Genomic DNA, 22,716 nt, shown 5'->3' on the forward strand with positions numbered 1-22,716 from the left:
GCAGGTGATCGGGGAAGAGGACATCCGCAAGGCAAACGACATTTTGCAGAAATACAAGGCCGGAAAAGCAGCCCTTGACAAGCGCATTGTGGATAACGAATTGTGGTTTCGCATGGGGCACTGGAAAAATTACGAAAACAAGGAAATGCAGGGTAAGCCCAAACCTTCCAGCGGATGGCTGTTCAACAGCATTGCCAACAAGCACGCCGATGCCATGGACAACTACCCGGAACCGAACGTGCTGCCGCGGGCAGAGGACGACGAGAAAACAGCAAAAGCGCTTTCCAAGATCCTGCCCACGGTGCTGGAGCAGTGCGACTACGAGACCGTGTACAGCGACACATGGTGGCGCAAGCTGAAGACCGGCACCGGCGTGAAGGGCGTGTTCTGGGACCCGGCGGCGCGCGGCGGGCTTGGCGAGATCTGCATCCGGAGCGTGAACCTGCTGATGCTGTACTGGGAGCCGGGCGTGGAAGATATTCAGGACACGCCGCACCTGTTCAGCCTGAGCCTTATGGACAATGACCAGCTGGAAGGGCGATACCCGCAGATGGCCGGGCACACGGGCAGCAGCATGGATGTGGCAAAGTACATCCACGACGACAGCATTGACACCAGTGACAAAAGCGTTGTGGTGGACTGGTATTACAAAAAGGCCCTTGAGAGCGGGCAGACGGTGCTGCATTACTGCAAATACTGCAACGGCGTGGTGCTGTATGCCAGCGAGAACGACCCGCAGTATGCCCAGCGTGGCTTTTACGACCACGGAAAATACCCCTTTGTGTTTGACCCGCTGTTCCGGGAAGAGGACAGCCCGGCGGGCTTTGGATACATTGATGTGATGAAGGACACCCAGACCGCCATTGACGAGATGAACCACGCCATGGACGAAAACGTGAAACTGGCTGCAAAGGCCCGTTATGTGTTGAGCGACACAGCGGGTGTGAACGAAGAAGAACTGGCCGACTTTGGCAAGGACATCGTGCACGTGGTGGGCAGGCTGACGGACGACAGTTTCCGGCCTTTGCAGACCAATGTACTGAGCGGCAACTGCATCAGCTACCGGGATGCACGGGTGAGCGAGCTGAAGGAAATCAGCGGCAACCGGGATGTGAGCCAGGGCGGAACCACCAGCGGCCTGACAGCGGCAAGCGCCATTGCGGCTTTGCAGGAGGCGGGCAGCAAACTTAGCCGCGATATGCTGAAAAGCGCGTACCGGACGTTTGCAAAAGAATGCTACCTTGTGATCGAGCTGATGCGGCAGTTCTACGACGAAGAACGGGTATACCGCATTACCGGCGAGAGCGGCGGCGTGGAGTATGTGCCGTTCAGCAATGCGATGCTGCAGGCCGTGCCCGGCGGCAATGTAGGCGGTGTGCAGCTGGGCGACCATGAGCCGGTGTTCGACATTACGGTAAGCGCGGCAAAGAAAAGCACTTTCAGCCGCCTTTCTCAGAACGAGACGGCAAAGGAGTGCTACCAGCTGGGATTCTTTGCACCGGCCAACGCCGATGCTGCCCTTGCTGCGCTGGAAATGATGGACTTTGAAGGCATTGAGAAGGTGCGGGAGAGGGTGAGCCAGAACGGCACGCTGTACCAGCAGCTGCAGCAGATGGCACAGCAGATGCAGAAGATGGCCGCCATCATTGACCAGCAGAACGGCACCAACGTGAGCGCAGCAGCCAGCGCGGCCGGACAGGCTGCCGGTGCTGCCGGAACAGGGGGCGGCGGGACCGCGGACGCGAAGAGCACCACCAACAGTCTGGGAGATGTGGTGGGCGAAAGTGGGAGCAACAGTATGGCGACCCAGGCCGCAAAGCGGGCCATGGACGTGAATAACCCGAACAAGGAGTAAAGGAGAAAAGCAGAATGATCACCATTATTTACGACAAAAAAGGGAAGGACATGAGCCTGCAGGCATCGGGACACGCGGGCTATGCGCCGAAAGGACAGGACATTGTGTGCGCGGCGGTGAGCACACTGATGCAGAGCCTGGCTTACAGCGTGGATAGCGGCACTGTGACCTGCGACCCGGGCGGGGACAATATCCTGCGTGTACAGGCGAGCTGGAGCCTTGACACTCTGGCGAAGTTTGAGCTGGTGATGGATGGGCTGATGCTGCTGGCGCAGCAGTATCCGGCGAATGTGCGGTTTGTGAACCTGCATGCAAACGATGCGGACAACATGGATCTGCAGCTGTTTGCGGACGGCGGTGCCGGTGACGGGGCCGGAGAGGGTGCGGTAGCTGCAGAGGGCGAAAGCAGCCCGGTGGCACCGCCTGCCCTGCGGCCCGCACAGGAGCGGCTTGCGAAGCGCAGCAGGCCGGGCAAAGCGGCAAAAGTGACGACAGAAAAAAATCTTCAGCCGCCTGCGGGCGGAAGCTCCCTCAATGAGGGAGCCAAAGTCGATGCCGAACGGCTGGCGCAGGAGGAAGCTGAACCGGACAAGGGCAACGAGCAGGAGCAGGGCGGCGAAACCGAAGAAAATGTGCAGCTGACACCGGAACAGCGCCGGAATGCCTTTGCGAAGGCGATGCAGCAGTACCCGGAAGAGTTTGAAGAGGCCATGCAGCATGCTGCGCGGATGGCGGTGCAGAGCATCCGGGAAAACCCGCAGCTGAACGAGCTGGGCAAGGTGCTGGCCGAAGCCTACGGCATTGACATGAGCGACATGGACGGGCTGATCGATGCCGTGAAAAACGGCCGGGTGAAGAACGATGAATATTATGAAACGCTGGCGGCGCAGCGGGGCATCAGCGTGAAAACCGCGCGGGAGATGGACCGCATGGAGGGCCAGCTGCAGCGCGCCAATGCTGAAAAGCAGCAGGCCGAACAGCTGCGGCTGGCCGCGGAGCACCAGCAGCGTGCAGCGGCAGTGCGTGCCCGGTGGGAAGCGGAAGCGGCAAAGCTGAAAAACAGCTACCCGGACTTTGAGCTGGACGAAGTGCTGAACAACCCTGCCGTGGCGGATATGATCCGGCGGGGTGTGGGGCTGGAAGCGGCGTACCGTGCAGCCTACTTTGACCGCCTGATGGAAAACCAGACGGCCCGCACGGCAAAACAGGTGGAGCAGGGCGTGGCGACGCGCATCCAGCAGCGCAGCCAGCGCCCGGCTGAGAACGGGACACACCCCGGCGGCGCGGCCGAGATGAAGGTGGATGTGGCCCACATGACGCGGCAGCAGCGGAAAGAGCTGGCACGCAGGGCACAGCGCGGAGAACGCATTGTGCTGTGAGAGATTTCCCGCGCGAAGAATGCGAGAAAGATAAACCCTTTTGAAGGAGGATAAACAAATGAGCAAGAAGAGACTGAATCTGCAGATGTTTGCGGACGCAAGCGCACAGCTGCAGAACACCACGGGCGCAGCCGGTATGACGGCTGAGATGAAGACCTACTACGAAAAGACCCTGCTGGATCTGGCAGAGCCTGCACTGGTGCATGACCAGTTCGGCGACAGTTACCCGATCCCGGCGAACAACGGCAAGACCATTGAGTTCCGCAAGTATGATGCGCTGCCCAAGGCCACCACGCCGCTGACCGAGGGCGTGACCCCGGCAGGTCAGGCACTGAACGTGACCACCGTGACCGCCGAGGCGCACCAGTACGGCGGCTGGGTGCCCCTGACCGACATGCTGGATCTGACGGCCATTGACAACAACATCGTGCAGGCCACCAACGTGCTGGCAAGCCAGGGCGGCCGTACCATGGACACCATTGTGCGCGATATCCTGAACGGCGGCACCAACGTGATCTATGCACCGAAGATCGGAACGGGCGGCGCGGAGACCGCCGTGACCAGCCGTGCGGATCTGGATGCCACTGCACAGCTGACGGTGGATCTGATCGACCAGGCAGTGGCGCTGCTGCAGACCCAGAACGCAGACACCATTGGAGACAGCTTTGTGGCCATTGTGCACCCGCACACCAGCTACGATATCCGCAAGGACCCGAACTGGATCGAGGCGCACAAGTATGCGGCACCGGAGGAAATCTTCAACGGCGAGATCGGCAAGATCAACAACGTGCGGTTCGTGGTTTCCAGCGAGGCAAAGGTGTGGAAGGGCGATGGCTGCCCGGCGGGGCTGGCTGTGTACAGCACGCTGGTACTGGGTGCTCACGCCTACGCGACCACCGAACTGGAAGGCGGCGGCATGCAGCACATTGTGAAGCAGCTGGGCTACGGCGATGACCCGCTGAACCAGCGTGCTTCTGTGGGCTGGAAGGCCACCAAGACGGCGGAACGGCTGAGCGAGCAGTACATGGTGCGCATTGAGAGCTGCTCGGCACGCTACAGCGCAAAGGCGCTGGCAAACTAAGGAGGAACCAACATGGCAGTAAAGAATCAGGAGACCGAAGCCGCTGTGCAGGCAGCACCGGAAAAGGACACGGAGGTGATCCGGCTGTTCAAGGACAACCAGCGCTACAAAACGCCGGTGTTCGTGGGCGTGAACGGTGAGACCTACCTGATCCAGCGCGGTGTGGACGTGGAGGTACCGAAGGCGGTTGCTGAGGTGCTGCGCCACAGCGAAGAGATGGACGGCGAGGCAATGGCAAAGATCGTGGCGGCGGAAAGCGCTGCTGTGCAGCAGGCGCAGCGCGTGTAAGGCCGCAGAGCACGGCTCTTGCAAAGAAAAGAGCATTTTACAAAATGAAAACAGACACCCGGTACAGCGGCACATGGCTGTGCCGGGTGTTTTTGCAGCAGAGGCGACTGCTGGCTGCGGCAGGAAGAACGCAGGGAGCCGTGACCTGTGCAGCAGGAGCTGAGCGGGAAGGAGACTTGATAAGATGACAGCCGGACAGGCGATAGAACAGGCCGATGAACTGCGGCCGAACAACCAGTTTACGGACAGCCTGAAACAGAGCTGGCTGCGCCAGTGCGATGCCCGGATGCGCACGAGCATTGTGCAGCGCAGCCGGACGGCGGACTTTGATGCTGTGGGTGCGGATGTGAACTGGAACGAAGGGTTGGGATACGAAACGGTGCTGCTGGCACCGGAAGCCTTTTGCCCTTTGTATGTGCACTGGCTGTGTGCGCAGATGGATCTGGCGCTGGGCGAGACAGCACGGGCCATGAATGAGCTGCAGGTGTACAGCGACTACCTGCAGGAATTTGCCGTATGGATGAGGAAGCGGTACGCACCGGCCGCTGGTGCGCAGTGGAGGTACTGAGGGATGATGGACGGAACGAACCTGAACGTGCTGCAGACGAGCCGCCAGATGCTGCGGGCTTTTGGCGGACTGAACGAAGGATACGGCTGCAGCGAGGCAGAGTTCAGCGGGGAAATGAATTTTTCCAGCCGGGGATACCCGGCGCTGCAGACGCGGAAAATGCGCAGGAATGTGCGGACGGTACAGGGCGTGAACGGAATGTACCACCTGAATGGGCTGCTGATCTGCCGCGGAAAGACGCTGGAATACACCCCGGACGAAGAAGCACGTACCGGTGCGGTGGTGCTGGAGAACGTGCTGACCGATGACCGCAAGGCCATGGCGGGCATGGGCACGAAAGTGCTGATCTGGCCGGACAAGGTGGCTTTTGACACGGGCACCGGCGAACTGACGCGCCTTGGCGCACAGTGGGAGATGGGCGGGAAAAGCGTGACCGTGACCCCCTGCGATGCCGAAGGCCGGACATACACCCCGGCAGGTGCGGGCAAGACCGAACCGGAAGAGCCGGAGGACGGACAGCTGTTTTTGAAAAGTGACAGCGACGAAGCCTATGACAGCAATGCGGTGCTGCTGCGCTACAGCGCAAAAAACAAAAAGTGGGTGGAAGTACTGCTGAGCGCGGTGAAGATCCGGTGCCCGGGGATCGGCGGAGTGATCCGGGAGGGAGACACAGTGACCATAAGCGGGATGCCGGACGCAGTGTGCAATGCAGTGGCAAAAGGACTGAACGGTGAGGTAATGATCCAGGCCATGGACGGCGACGAGATGGTAGCAGTGCTGACACGGGCCGAGGACAGCGACCGGTATTACGGAAGCTGGACTGTGACGGAGACCAGTGTGACATGGAAGAGCGCTGACGGCACCGTGACCGAGAACGACGCAGCGGCCGCACCGGTGAAGGTGGAGCGGAGGGTGCCGGAGCTGGACTTTGTGACGGAGCAGGGAAACCGGGTGTGGGGATGCAGCCGGAAGGAAAACACCATTTACGCCTGCGCTCTGGGCGACCCGACCAACTGGTACAGCTATCAGGGCATTACAGCGGACAGCTATGCCGTGAGCGTGGGCAGTGACGGTGCATTTACCGGCGCTGCAAGCTGTCTGGGATACCTGCTATTCTTCAAGGAAAACTGCATCCACAAACTGTACGGCACAAAGCCCAGCGATTACCAGATGAGCAGCGTGCGCTGCCGGGGCGTGGCGGCAAACGCAGCGAACAGCCTGTGCGTGATCGCAGAGACGCTGTATTATCTTTCGCCGGACGGGGTGATGGCATGGGACGGAAGCCTGCCGACAAAGGTATCCGCTGCGCTGGACACCAGCGGGCTGACTGCGGTGGACTGGGCCATGGCGGGAAGCATGGACATGCGGTATTACCTGTACCTGCACCAGAAGGCAGACGGAACGCAGGCTGGACGGCTTTTGGTATACGACACGGAAAAAGGCCTGTGGCACGAGGAAAGCGCTGCAGGCACCGAGATGGTATCCACCGGGCAGCAGCTGTACCTGTGGGACGGCAGCGTACTGTGGGCCGCAGATCCTGACCGGGAAAGCGGCGCGGAGGAAGCAGGGCAGGAAACGGCACTGCAGTTTGAAGCGGTGAGCGGAGACATTGGCCTGAGCGTACCGGACGACAAGTACATCAGCCGGGTGACGGTGCGGCTGGATGCGCTGGCCCACACGGTGGTAACGGTGGCTGCAAGCTATAACGGCGGAGCCTTTGAAACTTTGGGCACCTGCGCAGCAGGGAAGGACCACCAGCGCATCAACCTGCCCTTTGTGCCCCGGCGGGCAGATACGCTGCAGCTGAAGATCTACGGCACCGGGCAGATGGTGCTGCGCAGTGTGGCCTTTACGCTGGCGGCGGCGACCGGTGGGCGCGTGAGCGCGGCACAGCCGAGGAAATGAGGGAAGGAGCGTAGAAATGGCAAGTTTGGCGGGACTGGAAGGCATTGCGCTGCCTTCATTCAGCAGTGAGATGTCGGCAGAAGATGCCCGTGCGCTGCGGAATTACCTGTACCAGCTGACGGAACAGCTGAGCTATGTGCTGACGAACATTGACCGGGAGAACTGCTCGGAAGAATTTTTAGAACGGATGAATGGGGAAGGAGCATAAAAAATGGGACTGTTTGGAAACAATGACCGCCTGAACACGGCACGGTACAACCTGGAACAGTATGAGAAAACGAAGCCTGCAGACTACCAGAGCAAGTATCAGGGCCAGATCAAGGATGTGATGGGCAAGCTGGAAAACATGGGCGATTTTGATTACGACCCGGATGCAGATGCAGCCTATCAGCAGTACAAGAACGAGTACACCCGGCAGGCAAAGCTGGCAAACCAGAATGCGCAGGCGAACGCCGCCGCCATGACCGGCGGCTACGGCTCCAGCTACGGTACGCAGGCGGGACAGAACGCCTATGCCAGAACGATGAACAGCTTGGACAATGTGCTGGACAACCTTTACAGCCAGAGCAAAGCCCAGTACAACACGAAGAAGAGCGACCTGCTGCAGCAGCTGAGCGGGCTGCAGAGCGCGGAAAAGCAGGACTACAGCCAGTACCAGAACGACCTTGCCAACTGGAACGAAGGCCTACAGTACAAAAAGAACGAGTACGACAACGCTTACAGCGAAAAGCAGAACGGGTTGCAGAATTTTATTAACGGGGCGCTGCAGGTGGCAGGCCTTGCAGCGAGGATCCTGCCGCTGTTCTTTATTTGAGGAAAGGAGAAAAGAATGGCGACTATCAAGAGATTGAACGACGCGCAGCAGCGCCTGCAGGACGTGGAAAACGCCATGCCGGGGGCCTACGATGACCAGTATGCGCAGGACATTGCCGATACGCTGGACAAGATGGGCACGGCCAGCGGCGCGGGCTTTGACTTTACCACGGCAGACAGCGGCTACAAGGACGCACTGACACGGATGGTGGGCAATGCAAATGCCGGTGCAGATGCAGCAGCAGCGACCGCAGATTCGCTTTCCGGCGGGTATGGCGCGGACTATGCGAAGAGCGCGGCAGATCAGGCAGCAGCGACGCAGACGGCAAACACCGGCAGCACCCTTGCTGCAGCCCGGGCGGACGCACTGGCCCAGTGGAAGCAGGAGCTTGCCGGTGCGGGCGACCAGCTGGACACCCTGCTGGGACAGCGCGCACTGGAACGCAGCGAGTATGACAGCAGCGTGAGCAATGCAGCAAACTGGCGCAATTACCTTTATGACCGCACCCAGCAGGCACGGCAGGAGAACAGCAACTTCTGGAGCAATGTGTGGAACGCCGTGAAGGGCATTGGCAGCACGGTGATGGAAGGATACGATGCGTACAAGGGGTACAGCCAGCAGAAGTGGGAAAACGAGTTCAAGGAAAAACAGTACAATGACAGTCTGGCACGCACTCAGCTGAGCGATCAGGTGGCGGCGCTGCAGCAGGCCACCGCATACAAACAGGCAGGCTTTGATGATGCAGCGAAAGCAGTGCTGACGAAATATGGCTTGGACGAGACGATGCTGGATACATGGCAGGGCATGAGCAGTGTACAGCAGGATCAGATGGCGGCACTGCTGCAGGGTGCAAGTCTGGCAGGAAGTGGCAATGACACTGCAGCCAAAAACTACCTGCAGATGGCGGGCGTAGATACTGGCAGCATTGACTATTCGCCCACACTGAACCAGCGGCAGCTGAATTACACAGCAAGCCAGCTGGCGCTGAATAACCGTTATAGGACGACCGGCAGCGGGAGCAGCAGAACGGGCAGCACGAAGAGCGGAAACACAAGCTCTGGCAGCGGCAAGACGGGAACGACCGGCTTTACCAACAGCCAGCTGCAGACGATGGCAACAAAATTCTCCGGGATGAAGGAGACAAACCCGCTGTATGACTTCTACCAGAAGACCCTGACGGACGCGGGGTGGCTGAAAAACAGCACGGCGGGAAGCAGCGGCACCAGTGGGCGGGCAAACACCCGCAGCAGTCCGCTGCGCAGCGGACTTGCAACGGCGCGCGGCATGCTGGCGGGTGGTTACAGTCTGGACGATATTGCGGGCAGACTTTCTGCAGACGGCATTACGGACAACACGCTGTCGTCCATTATGAAAATTCTGGAAGCGGAACGATAAAGGAGACCGGCAGTTATGAGCAAATGGACACCGGAAAGACTGAAAAAAGACAGAGAAAGTTGGGAAGCGAAAAACAACAGCCGCGCTACAAACCGGACGGCAAGCACCGGTACAGCTGCGGGAAAAGCAAACACTACGGACAAGTGGACACCGGAACGCATTGCAAAAGCGCGGGAAAGCTGGGAAGCGAAAAGCAGCGGACAGAATGCTGCCAGCCCGGCTGCGGCTGCAAGGCAGAACACCGGCACGGGTCTTGGCGCACGGGTGCTGGCGCAGATGACGGGCGCGGACAGCAGCCACAAGCTGCAGCTGGCAGTGCCGCAGGAAACAGGCAAAACACAGGCATATCCGGGCAAAAGCGGCATTGTGACCGACAGCGGTACAGGTACACGCAGCAGCACTGCGCAGCCGGAATGGCTGAACGCGAAGAGCGCTGCAGCCCCGGCGGCAAAGGTGACGGGAACGGTGCAGCCCACTGAGCGCCAGCGCATTGCAGGCATTGCCAGCGGAGATGAAGGCTGGTATGCACAGACTGCGCAGAAGGTGAGGCAGTACACGGAAGACCTGAAAGCGACGGACGATCTTAGAGACTTTGACCGGCTGAACCAGTGGATGGACGCTGACCCGAAGCACCGGGAGCTTGTGACGCTGATGCGCATTGGCACCGGCGGGCAAAGCTATGCCGAGAAAAACAACGCCATGCAGCCCCAGAGCGTGAGCGGTGCTGCAGCCAGAGCAGCAGTGCCGGAAAAGAGTGCGGGCAGGCGGGACTACACCGATGCGGAACTGCTGGCAAAGGGATACAGCCGCAAGGAAATCAGCGAAGCGCGGCAGTACATTGCCGACTTTGATGCCCTGCCTGCAGGAAAGCGTGCAGCGCGGCGCGCGGCCAATACCATTGGCGGTATTGGAGACACGGTGGCATCCTCGGTTTTTCTGGCGGGTGAGACCGGCGTACAGAGCGCAAAGAATGCAGCAGCGACCAGTGGAAACTGGAAGCAGCTGCAGCAGGATGTACAGAGCGACGACCGGCAGCAGGAGCTGCTGCGCCTGATGACCGGCGGAAAGACACGGTATGCAGCACGGGACAACACGCTGCAGCTGGCACAGAGCAGCGGTGCAATGGCCAGTGCCCCGGCGGCACAAACAACGCAGAGCGATGCCTACACGGATGCAGAGCTGATCGAGAAAGGTTACACGCAGCAGGAGATCGACAACATGCGGGCGCGCATTGCCGGAACGGAAGTGCATGACAGCGTAGACCCAGAGAAGAGCTTTGGTTACCAGCTGTACAAGCGCGGGCAGGATCTGACCGCAGCTGCACAGGCGGGCCTTAGCCCCATTGCAAAGCAGGCGCTGGGCATTGTGAGCAGTGCGGGCGAGAACCTTGCGGTGGCGGCTATTGACCCGGCATGGGTACTGCCGGTGCTGAGTGCGCAGGGCGGTGCGGAAGCCATGGGCCAGAGCATTGAAAAAGGCGAGAGCGCAGGCAAGACGCTGGCCGGGGGCCTTGCAAAATTTGGCGCGGGCTGGGCCATCAACAGTGTGGGCGCAGCTGACCTTGCAAAGACCATGGGCGCAGACTACGCAAAGGATACGCTGGCGGGCAAACTGGCGGACATGGTGCGCAGCGTGACGGCGGACGGCACGCTGGCGCAGCAGTACCCGGCGGTGGCAAATGCCATCTCCGGCGGCATGGACAATGCCATGCAGGCCTTTGTGGAGACCTATGCAGACAAGGCTATTGATGCGACGCTGGGCGACAGCGAAGCGGCGGCAGACCTGTTTAAAAGCGACACCTTTTTAACGGCGCTGGAAAGCGGCCTGGCGGGCGGTGCATCCGGTGCCTTGGGCGGTGCTGTGGGCACAGGGCTTGCAAAGGCGAACGGCGGCGATGCCAGCATTGTGGGTAATGTGAAGCGGGCATACTACGAAGGACAGGTGGAACGGGCACGGCAGGCATTGCAGGACGAAGTGCGGGCACAGGAGCCGGGAACGGCGATGCAGCAGACACCGGAAGAAGCTGCGGCAGGCACCCGACAACCTGCGGCTGCTACACAGGAAACGGTGCAGCCAGAAGTGACGGGGACGACAAGCGGATTTGCGACCATGCAGGATACTGCGCCGATGGTACAGAGCGAAAACCCGGCTGTGCAGCAGCTTGCCGCAGCTGTGCAGGATGGGCAGCTTACGAGCAAGACCATCAACCTATTTACACCGAATGCGGCCAATGAAGCGAACCGCGCTGCCTTTGCGGAAGAATACGGTATTGAGCTGCCGGAAACGGCAGCAAAGACCCGGCAGGTATTGCGGGAAATGACAACACAGCAGCGGGCAGCACAGGCCCCGGCCGTAGCTACCGAAAATGCGACAGTTGAAGCACAAAATACGGCCGCAATTGTAGAAAAAATGGAAGCTGACAGATCTGCGCAGCAGGCACAGACGGAAAGTGAGCTGGGCCGGAGCGGAGCTGCCGTGGAGAACACCGGGGAAAGGGTGGAAAGCAGCCTGGCAGAACAGTCTGGCGGGATGCGGGAAACTTACGGCCTTGAACAGCAGAGCCTGACCACAAAGCAGCGGGAGGTGCAGCAGGAGCTGACCCGATGGCAGGTATCGGATGGGGCAAGTGCGACCATCAGCAGGAACATGCCGACAGAAATTGGAGATGCCGGGCGGTATGCGGCTGCGGCCAGCAGCCTGTACCGGCTGGGACAGATGGAGGATGTGCACACCTTTGACAAGGCTATGGAGCTGGCGCAGGGCATGAGCGGCCTTGCTGTGAACACCGATTACGTGCTGGCACAGGACGGCGGACGGGAAGCGCTGCAGCTGGCATGGCTGCAGGGACACGGAGAACTGGAAGCCGGAAAGATGCAGCGCGCAAGCCTTGGCGGAAGGCTAACGGCGGAAAGCACCAGCGGCAGCGGCCGGGTGCTGTATAAGGGAACGATGCGCACGGCAAACGAGGCGGGCACGCAGCTGATCGAGCTGAATGCGAAGGCCACGAACACCGATGCGGTGCTGAAAACGGTACTGCAGGGCAGCGACCGGGTGAGGGCTTATGTGGACACCGAGACGGCGCGCATTTTCTTCAGCGACCGGGCCGAGGATGTGTTTGGTACGATCTTGCACGAGGACTACCACTGGTACAACTCACTGGATGCAGAGGGTGCGCAGGCACTGCAGCAGCATGCACTGGAATTTCTGGCAAAGAGCGAGGGCTTTGAAAGCATTGACGAGATGATCCGGGGGAAGCTTTCCGACTATGCACGGCAGGGGCTGAGTTACGAGGAAGCCGCAGAAGAACTTGTGGCGGACGCATGGCGCGGCATCTTCAGCGATGAAGCGAGCTTTAAGCGCTGGGTGGAGTTCCAGCGCGGGCAGGCTGAAAAGAACGCAGGCAAGGCAGGCGGCATCCACAAGGTGATGACCAAGGTGAAGGAGCTTTTGAGCGACATCGTGAGCCGCGCAAAGGAAGTGCTGGCAAGAGACCCGGAGAACAAAGCCGCCCTGAAAGCACAGTGCCTTGCGGCGGCAGAAAAGCGGGTGCTGCAGGACGAATACTTTGCCCATGCGGAGAGGGCTATGGACAGCCTGCGCGCCGCAAAAGAAAACGCCGCAGCCCTTGAGAACAAGGGCGCGGCGGAAGGGGCACGATTCAAGTTGCAGGAAGGCGAAGAAACGCTGGAAGAACAACTGAACCACAACCTTGACCAATTAGAACAGATGCATCCTGCGGCTGAAATTACCGGAAAGGAGATCGCGTACGGAGCGACCAACAAAGAAAATGCCGAAAACATTGTGAGATTCTTTGAATCGGTTGGTAGCAAGGTAGAACGTGCTGGATTTGGTACCGTAGAACTGACCCGTAAAGGCGCAAAGGCGACCGTGCAGCATGGGAATGGCCCGGTAAAACAGATCGCTGCTGCGGCTATACCAGATGTTATCCGATACGGTGAACAAGTTGGTTTTGTGGAGAACTGGAAAGGTCGGGAATATAACACATATACCTTTGTGGCACCAGTTATGGTAGATGGCACAAGGATCTACGAAGCGGTAATTGTAAATGAGTACCGCAGCACGAAACAGGGAAACAAATTCTATGTTCACGAAGTTTGCGGGTCGGATGGCAGTTTGCTGGTGCTGGACGATACCGGACACATAAAACAAAAGCAGGAAAGCGCTGACACGGTACTCAAAACCGAGGAGGGCGGTGAACGCCCGAGCTTTCCTGCTGATACAAGTATAGCACAGGAAACCGCTGAAAACAAGGGAAATGACGGGACGTTGAAGAAAAATATCCGCCTGCAGCTGGCAGCACCGGTGGAAGTTGACACACAGAAAGACCTTGTGGCCGTGCACAACCTGACCGAACAGAACCTGCAGGAAGCACTGGAACTGGGCGGTATGCCGTCGCCGTCCATTGCGGTGGTGAAAGCGCAGGAAGGCCACACAAAGTACGGCCCGATCTCGCTGGTGTTCGGCAGCGATACCATTGACCCTATGGCCAACAGCGCAAACCGTATTTACGGCTCGGACGCATGGACACCGACAAGGCCGAACGTGGAATATGAGGTGAAAGCGGATAAGGCAAGAGAACTGAACACCTATCTTGCACAGCTGAGCCAACAGACCGCAGAGGGGGAATTTGCCCGGAGAAACGTGCTGAGCGGAACACTGGACATGGAAGCCTCTGACAAAAGCCCGCAACAGCTGGCTGAACAGCTTGCCCATAACGATGCTGCAAAGGCGGCGTATCTGGCGGACCGGGGCGAAAACGTGGATGTTGTGATGAAACAGGAGCAGAGGTTCACGGAATCGCAGATCAGCCGATACGAGAAGGTGATGGAAGCTGTTGGCGGTAAGGAGAACCTGCGGGAGATCATCGAGACGGACAGGGCGAATGGAAACCATGACATGGCCAATGCGGTGCTGGAAGAAGTGCGGAGCGCAGAAAAGAACTGGGCCATGCAGGAACTGGGCTGGGATGCGGAAAAGGCCGAAAAGAAGGCAGCAAAGCTGATAGCACCAATGTTGCGTGTCCGGCTGGAAAATGCCTATGAGTATGCAACAACGGAAGATACGGGCGGAAAAATGGTGCAGGACACGGATGCCATGCGGCAGACCCTGCAGGAAAAAGCGCCAGATGCAGACGTGGAAAAATGGCTGCTGCCCAAGATAGAAAAAATTCTTGGAAAGAAAGGCATTTACAATGGTAAGGAACTTTTTACCCGTAACGGAAACCGGCGCAGTTTCGCTCAACTGCACAACCCCTACACACTGGAAAACCTTGTGAACGCCATGAATCAGGAGGATGCACGCGGAAAAGGCGCATGGGGGCTTTCGGCCAACACCCTGATGAGCACAGCAACGGCAGAATATGAAACACTGGAAGATGTGCGGGCGGACAAAGACCGGCTGCAGCAGATACCGGAGGAAGAATACAAGGCTTTGCTGGAAAAAGCAGACAGCCAGATCGAAGATGTGGTGGCCCGACTGCGGCGGGAGACTACACCACATACAAGCAGCAGCTACGAGGAACGGGAGATCATTGGTGACGTTCTTTTGCGGGCGGCGCAGGGCAAGCGAACGAGCACAGCGATTGCGAAAGCATTTGCAAAAGAAGGATACAGCATCAGCAAGGACACCGCACAGGTGATCCTGAACCTTTATAACGACGTAGCCCAGATCCCGACAGGGTACTTTGAAGCCAAGCCGCAGCGGGCAGTCGGCTTTGATGAGGTGCGGGCAGCGATTCTGCCAGACAATGCAAGCAAAAGCCTGATCGCAAAGCTGAAGAATGCAGGTGTGCAGGTTGAATTGTACAAAGCAGGAGACGACGCAGGACGTACGAAATTGCTGAATGAGGTGCCGAATGTGCGTTTCCAGCTGGCAGAGCAGGCCAGCCGTGACGCGAAGCGGAACGACCAGCAGATGGCAAGCCGCACCATTGCGGACAAGGCTGCAGCACTGGACACCTTGAGCCAGTTCTTTGGGCTGACACGGGGTGTGAAGGTGAGCCGGACAGCCATTGAAGGACTGGCCAGCCGCTGGGCAAAGGCGAACGGCAGTAAGGCGGACCGGGCCAAGCTTGCGAGGGAGACCGAGGTACTGGTGGACTACCTGAAAGCCGACGGTGCGGACATGGAAAAAGCCAATGCGCTGGCCGAAACGCTGGCGGGAGAAATTCTGGACGGGGCAGTTTACCGCAACAGTGAGCTGTGGGACGAATACCCGGAACTGCACAAGCTGGAATATACCGTGAACAGAAGCGGACAGGCAAAGGCAGAACTGGTGAAAGCATACGGCAGCTGGAGTGAAGCAGTGGCCGAAGCGCGCAGGCACGGCGTGACCTTGCGGCAGGCCGAAAGCGTGCGGGACGGCAACCCGGCACAGCAGTACGAAAGCGTGATCAACGACAACCGCGCTGTGGACGGCACCAGCGACGGTGCAAAGGCATTGTGGAAAGCTGCAGCGCAGCAGGCGGGTGTGGATGGTGCAATGAGCATGGAAAGCACCGAGTGGCTGAATGTGCTGATGAACCTGCACGATGCCATCAAGCCTGCGACTATGAGCCGGTTTGCAGACGATGCAGAGTATGAGGATGCAAAGATCGAACTGGCGGGCCGGATCATCGGTGACATTATGGCGACACCGGAGATGACTGACGCGCAGGCTATCTTTGAGGGCATCCAGCGACACAATATGGATGTGGCAAGAGCCGCAGCAGGCAGCAAAGAACGTGCTGCAGAGGTGGAAAAGGAACTGCGCGGCGTACAGAAAGCACAGCAGCGGGAGTTTGGCCGCAGAATGCAGGAAAACCGGCGCACTGCAAACCAGAACGCCGAAGTACAGCAGATGACCGAACTGCAGCGGCAGAACGCAAGAGCGGAAAAGCTGCTGGACCAGAACCTTGAAACCTTTGGTGTGGATGTTTCCAATGTGGGCAACCTGAACGAAAAGCTGACAGTGCTGCGGGAAAGCTATGAGCGGGAAATGAAGCAGGAAGTGAAACGCCTGAAGGCCGAGCGGCAGGAAATGCTGGATGAAGCAAAGCTGTGGTATCGGGAACGCATGGGAGAACTGCGGGAGGAAAATGCAGATCTGAGTATGCGGCTACGGGAAGAGCAGCGGCGCGCGGACAAGGCGGAATACAGCCTGATCGTGCAGGAAAATGAGATCATGGAATGGGAGGCGGATAACGAACGTAAGCGGGCCGCATGGGAGCAGAAACAGGCGCAGCGGAATGCCCTTGCCATTGAAACAGCCCGACAGCAGCGGGACGAAGATATTGCCGTTGCGAAGGCAGTAGCGGAAAAGCGAGTGCAACGGGCGCGGGATGCACGGAAGATGGATGAGCTGAAACGCAGCATCCGGCAGAACGCGGCACAGCTGAACCAGATGCTGCTGCGGCCCAGCAAGGACAAGTATGTACAGCCGGGGCTGATCGATGCGGCAGCACAGGCGGCAAAGCTGGCGGACATGACCATTCTGAACGAACGGGCCGTGAACCAGCTGACGAGGCTGCAGGACCGGATCCGGCAGAGTGCGGGCAGCGAGAACAGCCCCAACGCCATGACCGAAGAATGGAAGCAGACCGGCGTGGATACCCTGATACAGACACTGCGGGACGACCTGCAGACGACAAAGGACGCAAAGCTGACCAAACTGCACGAGCAGCTGGCCGAGGCAGAAGTTTTACCGGACAGCGAGAAAGCATGGGCACTGCAGGAACGGCTGCGCAAACGTATCAAGGAGACGGAGAACCGCACCTATCTGCCCATGACGGTGGATCAGATGCGGATGCTGAAGGCTATTACCAGCTCGACGCTGCATGTGATCCGCAATGCAAACAAGACGGTGAGTCTTGCAAAGGCTGAAGAAGTGAGCGCAATCGCAGAAGGCGCAGCCAGCGAGGTGAATGCCAGCAAGGGCAACCACCCCGGCGGAAAGCTGGACGGCGTGCACAATCTGCTGACAAAGTATCAGTTGGATATGTTGGGCGCGGAGCGGGTGTTCCGTATGCTGGGCGGCTACGCGAAGAACGGCCAGATGGAAAAGATGGCCCAAATGCTGAACGACGGCCAGTACCGGCAGACGAAGATCACCGTGGAAGGCGAAAAGCTGTTTGCCAACGTGACCGGAAAAGAACACGTGAAGGAAATGCAGAACTTTGCAGGCCCGGGCGCAGACCTTGTGGACGTGGGCCTGACCGATGTGAAGGGAAAGAAAGCCGAACTGACCCATGCACAGCTGTGTAGTTTGTACATGCACCTGCACAACACCGACAGCCTGAACCACCTGATGAACGGCGGACTTGTGATTCCGGATGCAAAGCTGTACAACAAAGGTGACATTGAGCAGGCTTACCAGAAGGGACAGACCGTACATCTGGGAATGCTGACGGATGCGGACGGGACCCCGACAGCGGATAGCATCCTGCAGACGGTGGAAGCGGCCATGACTGACTATGACCGGGCATGGTGCGCGGACATGAAGGAGTTCTTCGACAACTACACCGCGAAACTCATCAACGAGACGAGCCTGCAGCTGGTGGGCTACCAGCGGGCAACCGTGAAAAACTACTACCCCATTGCGGTGGATAAATCGGTGCTGGCAACCCAAATCGACGGCCTGAATCTGGACGCGACCATTGAGGGACGCGGTTTCCTGAAGAACCGCGTGAAGAGCGGACAGCCCATTTTGCTGGAAGAATGCGCAAATGTGGTGCAGCGCAGCCTGCGGGACACGGCGGCGTATGCGGGCCTGGCCGCGCCCATCCGGGACGTGCAGAAGATCCTGAACAGCGGCGTGGAGACGCGGGAAGGGCTTGCAAACCTGAAGAACGGCATCATCAAGGAACAGTGGGGCAAGGATGCGGTGAGCTACATCGATGACCTGCTGACCGACCTGCAGACTACCCAGCGCAAGCGGCCCAGCACCTTTAACAAAGTACTGGGAAACCTGCGCGGGAACTATGCAGGCGCAGTGCTGACGCTGAACCCGGGCGTTGCCATTGCTCAGGCGGCAAGCCTGCCCACAGCAGCGGCCGTACTGGGCGGCGACACCATGGCGGCAGTGGTACCCTTTGTGAAGAACCTTTCGCCCAAAGCGCGGACAGCGCTGGAAACGGAGATCAAAGAGCACGGAGACGTGCTGCTGGACTGGCGCAAGCGCGGCAGCCAGAACGGCGAGCTTGCCAGCATTGGCAAGCAGGAAACATTGGCGGAAAAGGGCATGGACAAGCTGCCAAACTGGCTGACCGGCTGGATCAACGGGATGGACGAAGTGACGGTGGCAGCCCTGTGGGAAGGCAGCAAGCGATACGTGCAGCACCACACGGCCGAGTTTGAAGGCGCGGAGGCGACAGGCAGCCCGGCCTATTGGGAAGCGGTGAACCGCACCTATCAGAAAGTGATCGAGCAGACACAGCCCAACTACACCGTGATGCAGCGGGCGGGCATTCAGCGCAACCCTAACGAACTGCTGAAGCAGCTGACCATGTTCACCACCCAACGTTTCCAGAACTACGGCATTCTGGCGGATGCCATTGGCGATTACAGGGCACAGGCGGAACGCTACCGGCAGAACCAGAGCGATGAAAACAAAGCAGAATTGCAGAGGGCAAAAACACAGCGAAACCGGGCTGTTGTGAGCCAGGCGGCACAGACGGCGGTGTTTGCGATCATGAAGATTGGCGCAGATTTCCTTTTGCACCGGTGGGACCGGGAGCAGGACAAAAACGGCGATGTGACCGTGAAGAGCATGTGGAAACGGTTTGCAAGCCTGTACACAGAAAGTTTTGCGGGAAACTTTTTGTACGGAAGTGAGTTATACAGTCTGATCGACAATGCTGTGAACGGTAAGGATTACGACGTGCTGAGTGCAGCAAGCATCAGCGTGGTGAATGATCTGGCCGGAGATGTGCAGAAGTTTTTTGCGGAGTTCCGGAAAGACACCAGTGAAATGGACGAAGAACAGCTGCAAAAGCACCACAATAAGCTGATGCAGCGCAGCATGACGCTGCTGGAGGACAGCTTTGAAGTGGCGGGTGTACCCTACGGCAATGGACGGAAGATCGTAGAAGCGGTAAAGGGCTACTATGGTGACCTTGAAAATCTTGCGCACGGAGGACAGTTCAGCTTTAATTCTGTGCCGCAAAGCGCCACCGGCCAGTATGACCGGCTGTACAACGCCTATGCTGGCGGCGACAGCGACGAAGCAAAGGCCGCAGTGGAGAAGCTGAACGCCATGGTAGAAGCGGGAACCATTGAGGAAAACAAGATGTACAGCCAGCTGAAGAGCCGCCTTGTAAAGTACGACGCGCGGGTGTGGCAGGCTGCTGAAGAGCAGAATGCAGGAAATGACCAGAAGCGGTACGAGCTGGAAAGAGAGATGATCGAACAGCTGAGCAATGTGCTGGGCCTGCCAAAGGGAAAGCGCGGGGATGTGGTGGACTGCGTGACCGGCGCGGTGAACCAGCTGGCCGAAAAGCAACTGAAGGGCGACAACGCCAGCGTGACAGATGACCTTGTGGAAGCTGTGGACAGTTGGGACGCAGGTGCTGTGCAGGAAGAATATGACAGGCTGGCGAAGGCGGGCAAGAGCGCGACGACACTTAAAAGCAAGATCACTGAGACGGCAAAGCCGGAATACCTTGCGGGCAGTGATGCAGACCGGCAGCAGATGGAAGAAATGCTGTTGGCGCTCAAGGACGCGGACGGCAAAGAGTTGTACACAGAGAAAAACTTTGCCCAGTGGGTGGAGGAGGCCGAAAAGGAAGCAGAGAAGGAACCGGAACCGGACCCGTATGCGGAAGTGAGGTAAGAAAAGAAAAATCCCCCGGCGTGATGATTTCACACCGGGGGATTTGTATATGTGGTTCTTTTGAAATGGAAAAGTTTGAAAAAAGTCCGCAGTGTTATTACGGACTTTTGTGTGATAGGCTGAGAAGGACGGAAGGAGGCAGCGGGATGCGGGTAAAAATTATTCGGAAAAACTTTGGCGGTGTGGAGTTTGGCCCGGAGATGCGGGTGCTGCATCTGGGCGGGCAGAGCAGCGCCAATGTGGAAAGGCTGAAGTTTGAGCTGCCGCAGGAGTGGGCCGGATGTGCCGTGACGCTGCACATCCAGCGGCAGGACGGCACACTGCCGACACCGATCCTGCTGGACGAGGAGCACAGCGCAGCGGTGGGTAAGGAATTTACCGCCAGTCCCTGCGGAAGCTGGATGCTGCTTGCTCTGGGTGAGGACGGATACCGGGCGCTGACCCGACCGGCCCGGTATGACTGTTATGAAACACTGAACACAGACGGCGATGCAGAGATCAGCCCGACGCAGTACGAGCTTTTTGTGGCGCGGGTGCTGAGATATGCGACCGAGGCACAGGAAAGCGCAAAGGAAGCGCGGAACGCGGCCGCAGCAGCAAAGCAGGACGCAGACATTGCAGCGACAGCCGGATTGGACGCGGCAAAGGCGGCAAAAATGGCACAGGAAGCGGCGGGCAGCGCCCAGGGCGATGCGGAGCGGGCGCAGCGGGCTGCAGACCGTGCCGAGAATTTTGCGCCGCCCGAAGATGGCCCGGTGGTAAGTGTGAACGGCAAGGGCGGCAATGTGGTGCTGGGAGCTGAAGATGTGCGCGCTGTGCCGCAAAAGAGCGCCGGATACCTGAAAAAAGCCGCTGCTCAGGGCCGCACGCTGGTGCTGACCCGCGGAGATGGAAGCACGGAGACCCTGCAGCTGCAGGACAGCAACGGCGTGCTGGGCAGCTTTGTATTGGAACTGCAGCCGGAAGGGTGGGTGGATTCCGGCCGGGGAGATCACCCGCTGAAAAACGAGGCGGCACTGGAAATGAGCCGGGAACTGTTTTTGCCCTCCGGCACGGTACTGCCGGAAAGCGGTGACGCAGCCGAAGCAGCGCAGATGGCGTACTTCTGCGAGACACGGGACGGAAGCGTAGTGTTCTATGCGAAAGAAAAGCCGACCAAAAGCATAAAGGTGCAGACGGTGATCTACGGCACAGCGGCGGACATCAGCACGCTGGATCTGGCGACGGACGAAGAGTTTGAAGCCATGATGAAGGAACTGGATGAGAACTGACAGGAGAAAAAAAGATGGCAGACTACAACGAAGACCATGCCGCGAAGCTGAAACACCTGTACAAGGTGGCGGTAAAACAGAACGAAAAAGCCAAAGCCCTTACCCAGAGGGTGGCGGATCTGGAAGCGGCTGGCGGGCAGGCCAACAAGATCGAGAGCATCAAGGTGAACGGCACGGCACAGGCCATTGGCGCAGACAAGAGTGTGAACATTACTGTTCCCACCAAGACCAGCCAGCTGAATAACGACAGCGGCTACCAGACCAGCACGCAGGTGTCGGATACCGTTGCCAAGGCGGTGGCGGCGGCAGACCACCTGAAGCGCAAGGTGGTGGCATCTGCAGCAGCAATCAGCACGAGCGCTGCGGATGCGGCGCAGTACATTTACATGGTGCCCAAGGGCACCGGCAAGGATGCGGATAAGTACGATGAGTACATGGTGATCGACGGTGTACTGGAAAAGGTGGGCGGCTGGGAAGTAGACCTGACCGGCTATGTGAAGAAAGAGACCGGCAAGGGGCTATCTACCAACGACTTTACCACGGAGGAAAAGAACAAGCTGGCAGGCCTTGTGCTGGCGACGGATGAAGAAGTGGATGCCATGCTGAAAGAGATCTACGGAGGAGGCGCGTAATGGGCGTGCTGAGCATTCTGGCGGGACTGCGAAAAACTGCGGTCTGCGTACAGAAAGAGCTGGCAGAGATCGCCACGGCGTGCGCAGATGCGGCAAAGGCTTTGGACGAGGGCAAGGCGGACAGTGTGCCGCTGCATGAGATCACCATACCTTCAGAGGGATGGGAAAAGGACAGCAGCGGAAACTACCGGCTGAATATGGACATTCCCGGACTGACAGACGGGGACACGGTGAATGTGCTCATTGACCCGCACGAGCTGGGCGCAAAGGAAGAAGATCTTGTTGAGACGCAGAGCAGCACGGACACGTTGACGCTGATCGCAAGGGCCGTGCCGACAGCAGCGCTGAAAGCATATTACTACAAAGTGAAAGGAGATATTCTTGTGGCAGTTGGATCTGTGGTATTGCCGGGAAAGAAATACACTCTCCCCGCCGCCACCACCACCACGCTTGGCGGTGTGAAGGTTGGCAGCGGTCTGAAGGTCGCTGCGGACGGAAAGCTGAGCGCCGATGCTCAGAAATACACTCTCACCGCCGCCACCACCACCGCACTGGGCGGCGTGAAGGTTGGCAGCGGTCTGAAGGTCACTGCGGACGGAAAGCTGAGCGCCGATGCTTTAGCGGCGTATCCGGTCGGCAGCATCTACCAGAGCACCAACTCCACCAGCCCTGCCGCCCTGTTTGGCGGCACATGGGAGCAG

13 protein-coding genes are annotated in these 22,716 nt (G+C 58.8%); all 13 read left to right on the forward strand.

Annotation, left to right across the window (positions count from 1 at the left end):
• Window positions 1–4 precede the first annotated feature (4 nt).
• Window positions 5–1,855 (forward strand): hypothetical protein, encoded by a 1,851-nt coding sequence (locus DXA66_RS10985; RefSeq protein WP_243089095.1) that lies wholly within the window; start codon window positions 5–7, stop codon window positions 1,853–1,855.
• A gap of 14 nt (window positions 1,856–1,869) precedes the next feature.
• Window positions 1,870–3,234, forward strand: a complete 1,365-nt coding sequence (locus tag DXA66_RS10990) for a ribosomal-processing cysteine protease Prp (RefSeq protein ID WP_118528907.1) — start codon at window positions 1,870–1,872, stop codon at window positions 3,232–3,234.
• A 58-nt stretch (window positions 3,235–3,292) separates the two neighbouring features.
• On the forward strand, window positions 3,293–4,315 hold the full coding sequence (locus DXA66_RS10995) for a N4-gp56 family major capsid protein (protein WP_118528909.1): 1,023 nt from the start codon (window positions 3,293–3,295) through the stop codon (window positions 4,313–4,315).
• A gap of 12 nt (window positions 4,316–4,327) precedes the next feature.
• Window positions 4,328–4,603 carry a hypothetical protein gene (locus tag DXA66_RS11000; RefSeq protein WP_118528911.1) on the forward strand — a complete coding sequence of 92 codons (276 nt, stop codon included), beginning with the start codon at window positions 4,328–4,330 and terminating at the stop codon, window positions 4,601–4,603.
• 184 nt (window positions 4,604–4,787) lie between these two features.
• Window positions 4,788–5,171, forward strand: a complete 384-nt coding sequence (locus tag DXA66_RS11005; RefSeq protein WP_118528913.1) for a hypothetical protein — start codon at window positions 4,788–4,790, stop codon at window positions 5,169–5,171.
• A gap of 3 nt (window positions 5,172–5,174) precedes the next feature.
• On the forward strand, window positions 5,175–7,076 hold the full coding sequence (locus DXA66_RS11010) for a hypothetical protein (RefSeq protein WP_118528915.1): 1,902 nt from the start codon (window positions 5,175–5,177) through the stop codon (window positions 7,074–7,076).
• 16 nt (window positions 7,077–7,092) lie between these two features.
• On the forward strand, window positions 7,093–7,284 hold the full coding sequence (locus DXA66_RS11015; RefSeq protein ID WP_118528917.1) for a hypothetical protein: 192 nt from the start codon (window positions 7,093–7,095) through the stop codon (window positions 7,282–7,284).
• A 3-nt stretch (window positions 7,285–7,287) separates the two neighbouring features.
• A complete protein-coding gene (locus DXA66_RS11020; RefSeq protein WP_118528919.1) occupies window positions 7,288–7,890 on the forward strand; it encodes a hypothetical protein in 603 nt (200 codons plus the stop codon).
• Window positions 7,891–7,905: 15 nt separating this feature from the next.
• On the forward strand, window positions 7,906–9,285 hold the full coding sequence (locus DXA66_RS11025) for a hypothetical protein (protein WP_118528921.1): 1,380 nt from the start codon (window positions 7,906–7,908) through the stop codon (window positions 9,283–9,285).
• A 15-nt stretch (window positions 9,286–9,300) separates the two neighbouring features.
• Window positions 9,301–20,112: a hypothetical protein gene (locus DXA66_RS11030; protein ID WP_118528923.1), complete on the forward strand. Its 10,812-nt coding sequence runs from the start codon at window positions 9,301–9,303 to the stop codon at window positions 20,110–20,112.
• 146 nt (window positions 20,113–20,258) lie between these two features.
• A complete protein-coding gene (locus DXA66_RS11035; RefSeq protein ID WP_118528925.1) occupies window positions 20,259–21,383 on the forward strand; it encodes a hypothetical protein in 1,125 nt (374 codons plus the stop codon).
• A gap of 14 nt (window positions 21,384–21,397) precedes the next feature.
• Window positions 21,398–22,015 (forward strand): hypothetical protein, encoded by a 618-nt coding sequence (locus DXA66_RS11040; protein ID WP_118528927.1) that lies wholly within the window; start codon window positions 21,398–21,400, stop codon window positions 22,013–22,015.
• On the forward strand, window positions 22,015–22,716 hold a 702-nt coding region (locus DXA66_RS11045; RefSeq protein WP_243089094.1), incomplete at its 3' end, for a head fiber protein. The genes DXA66_RS11040 and DXA66_RS11045, both read left to right, overlap by 1 nt.

Origin of the sequence: Faecalibacterium sp. OF03-6AC (assembly GCF_003478175.1) — a bacterium.
Classification (GTDB): Bacteria; Bacillota; Clostridia; order Oscillospirales; family Ruminococcaceae; genus Faecalibacterium; species Faecalibacterium taiwanense.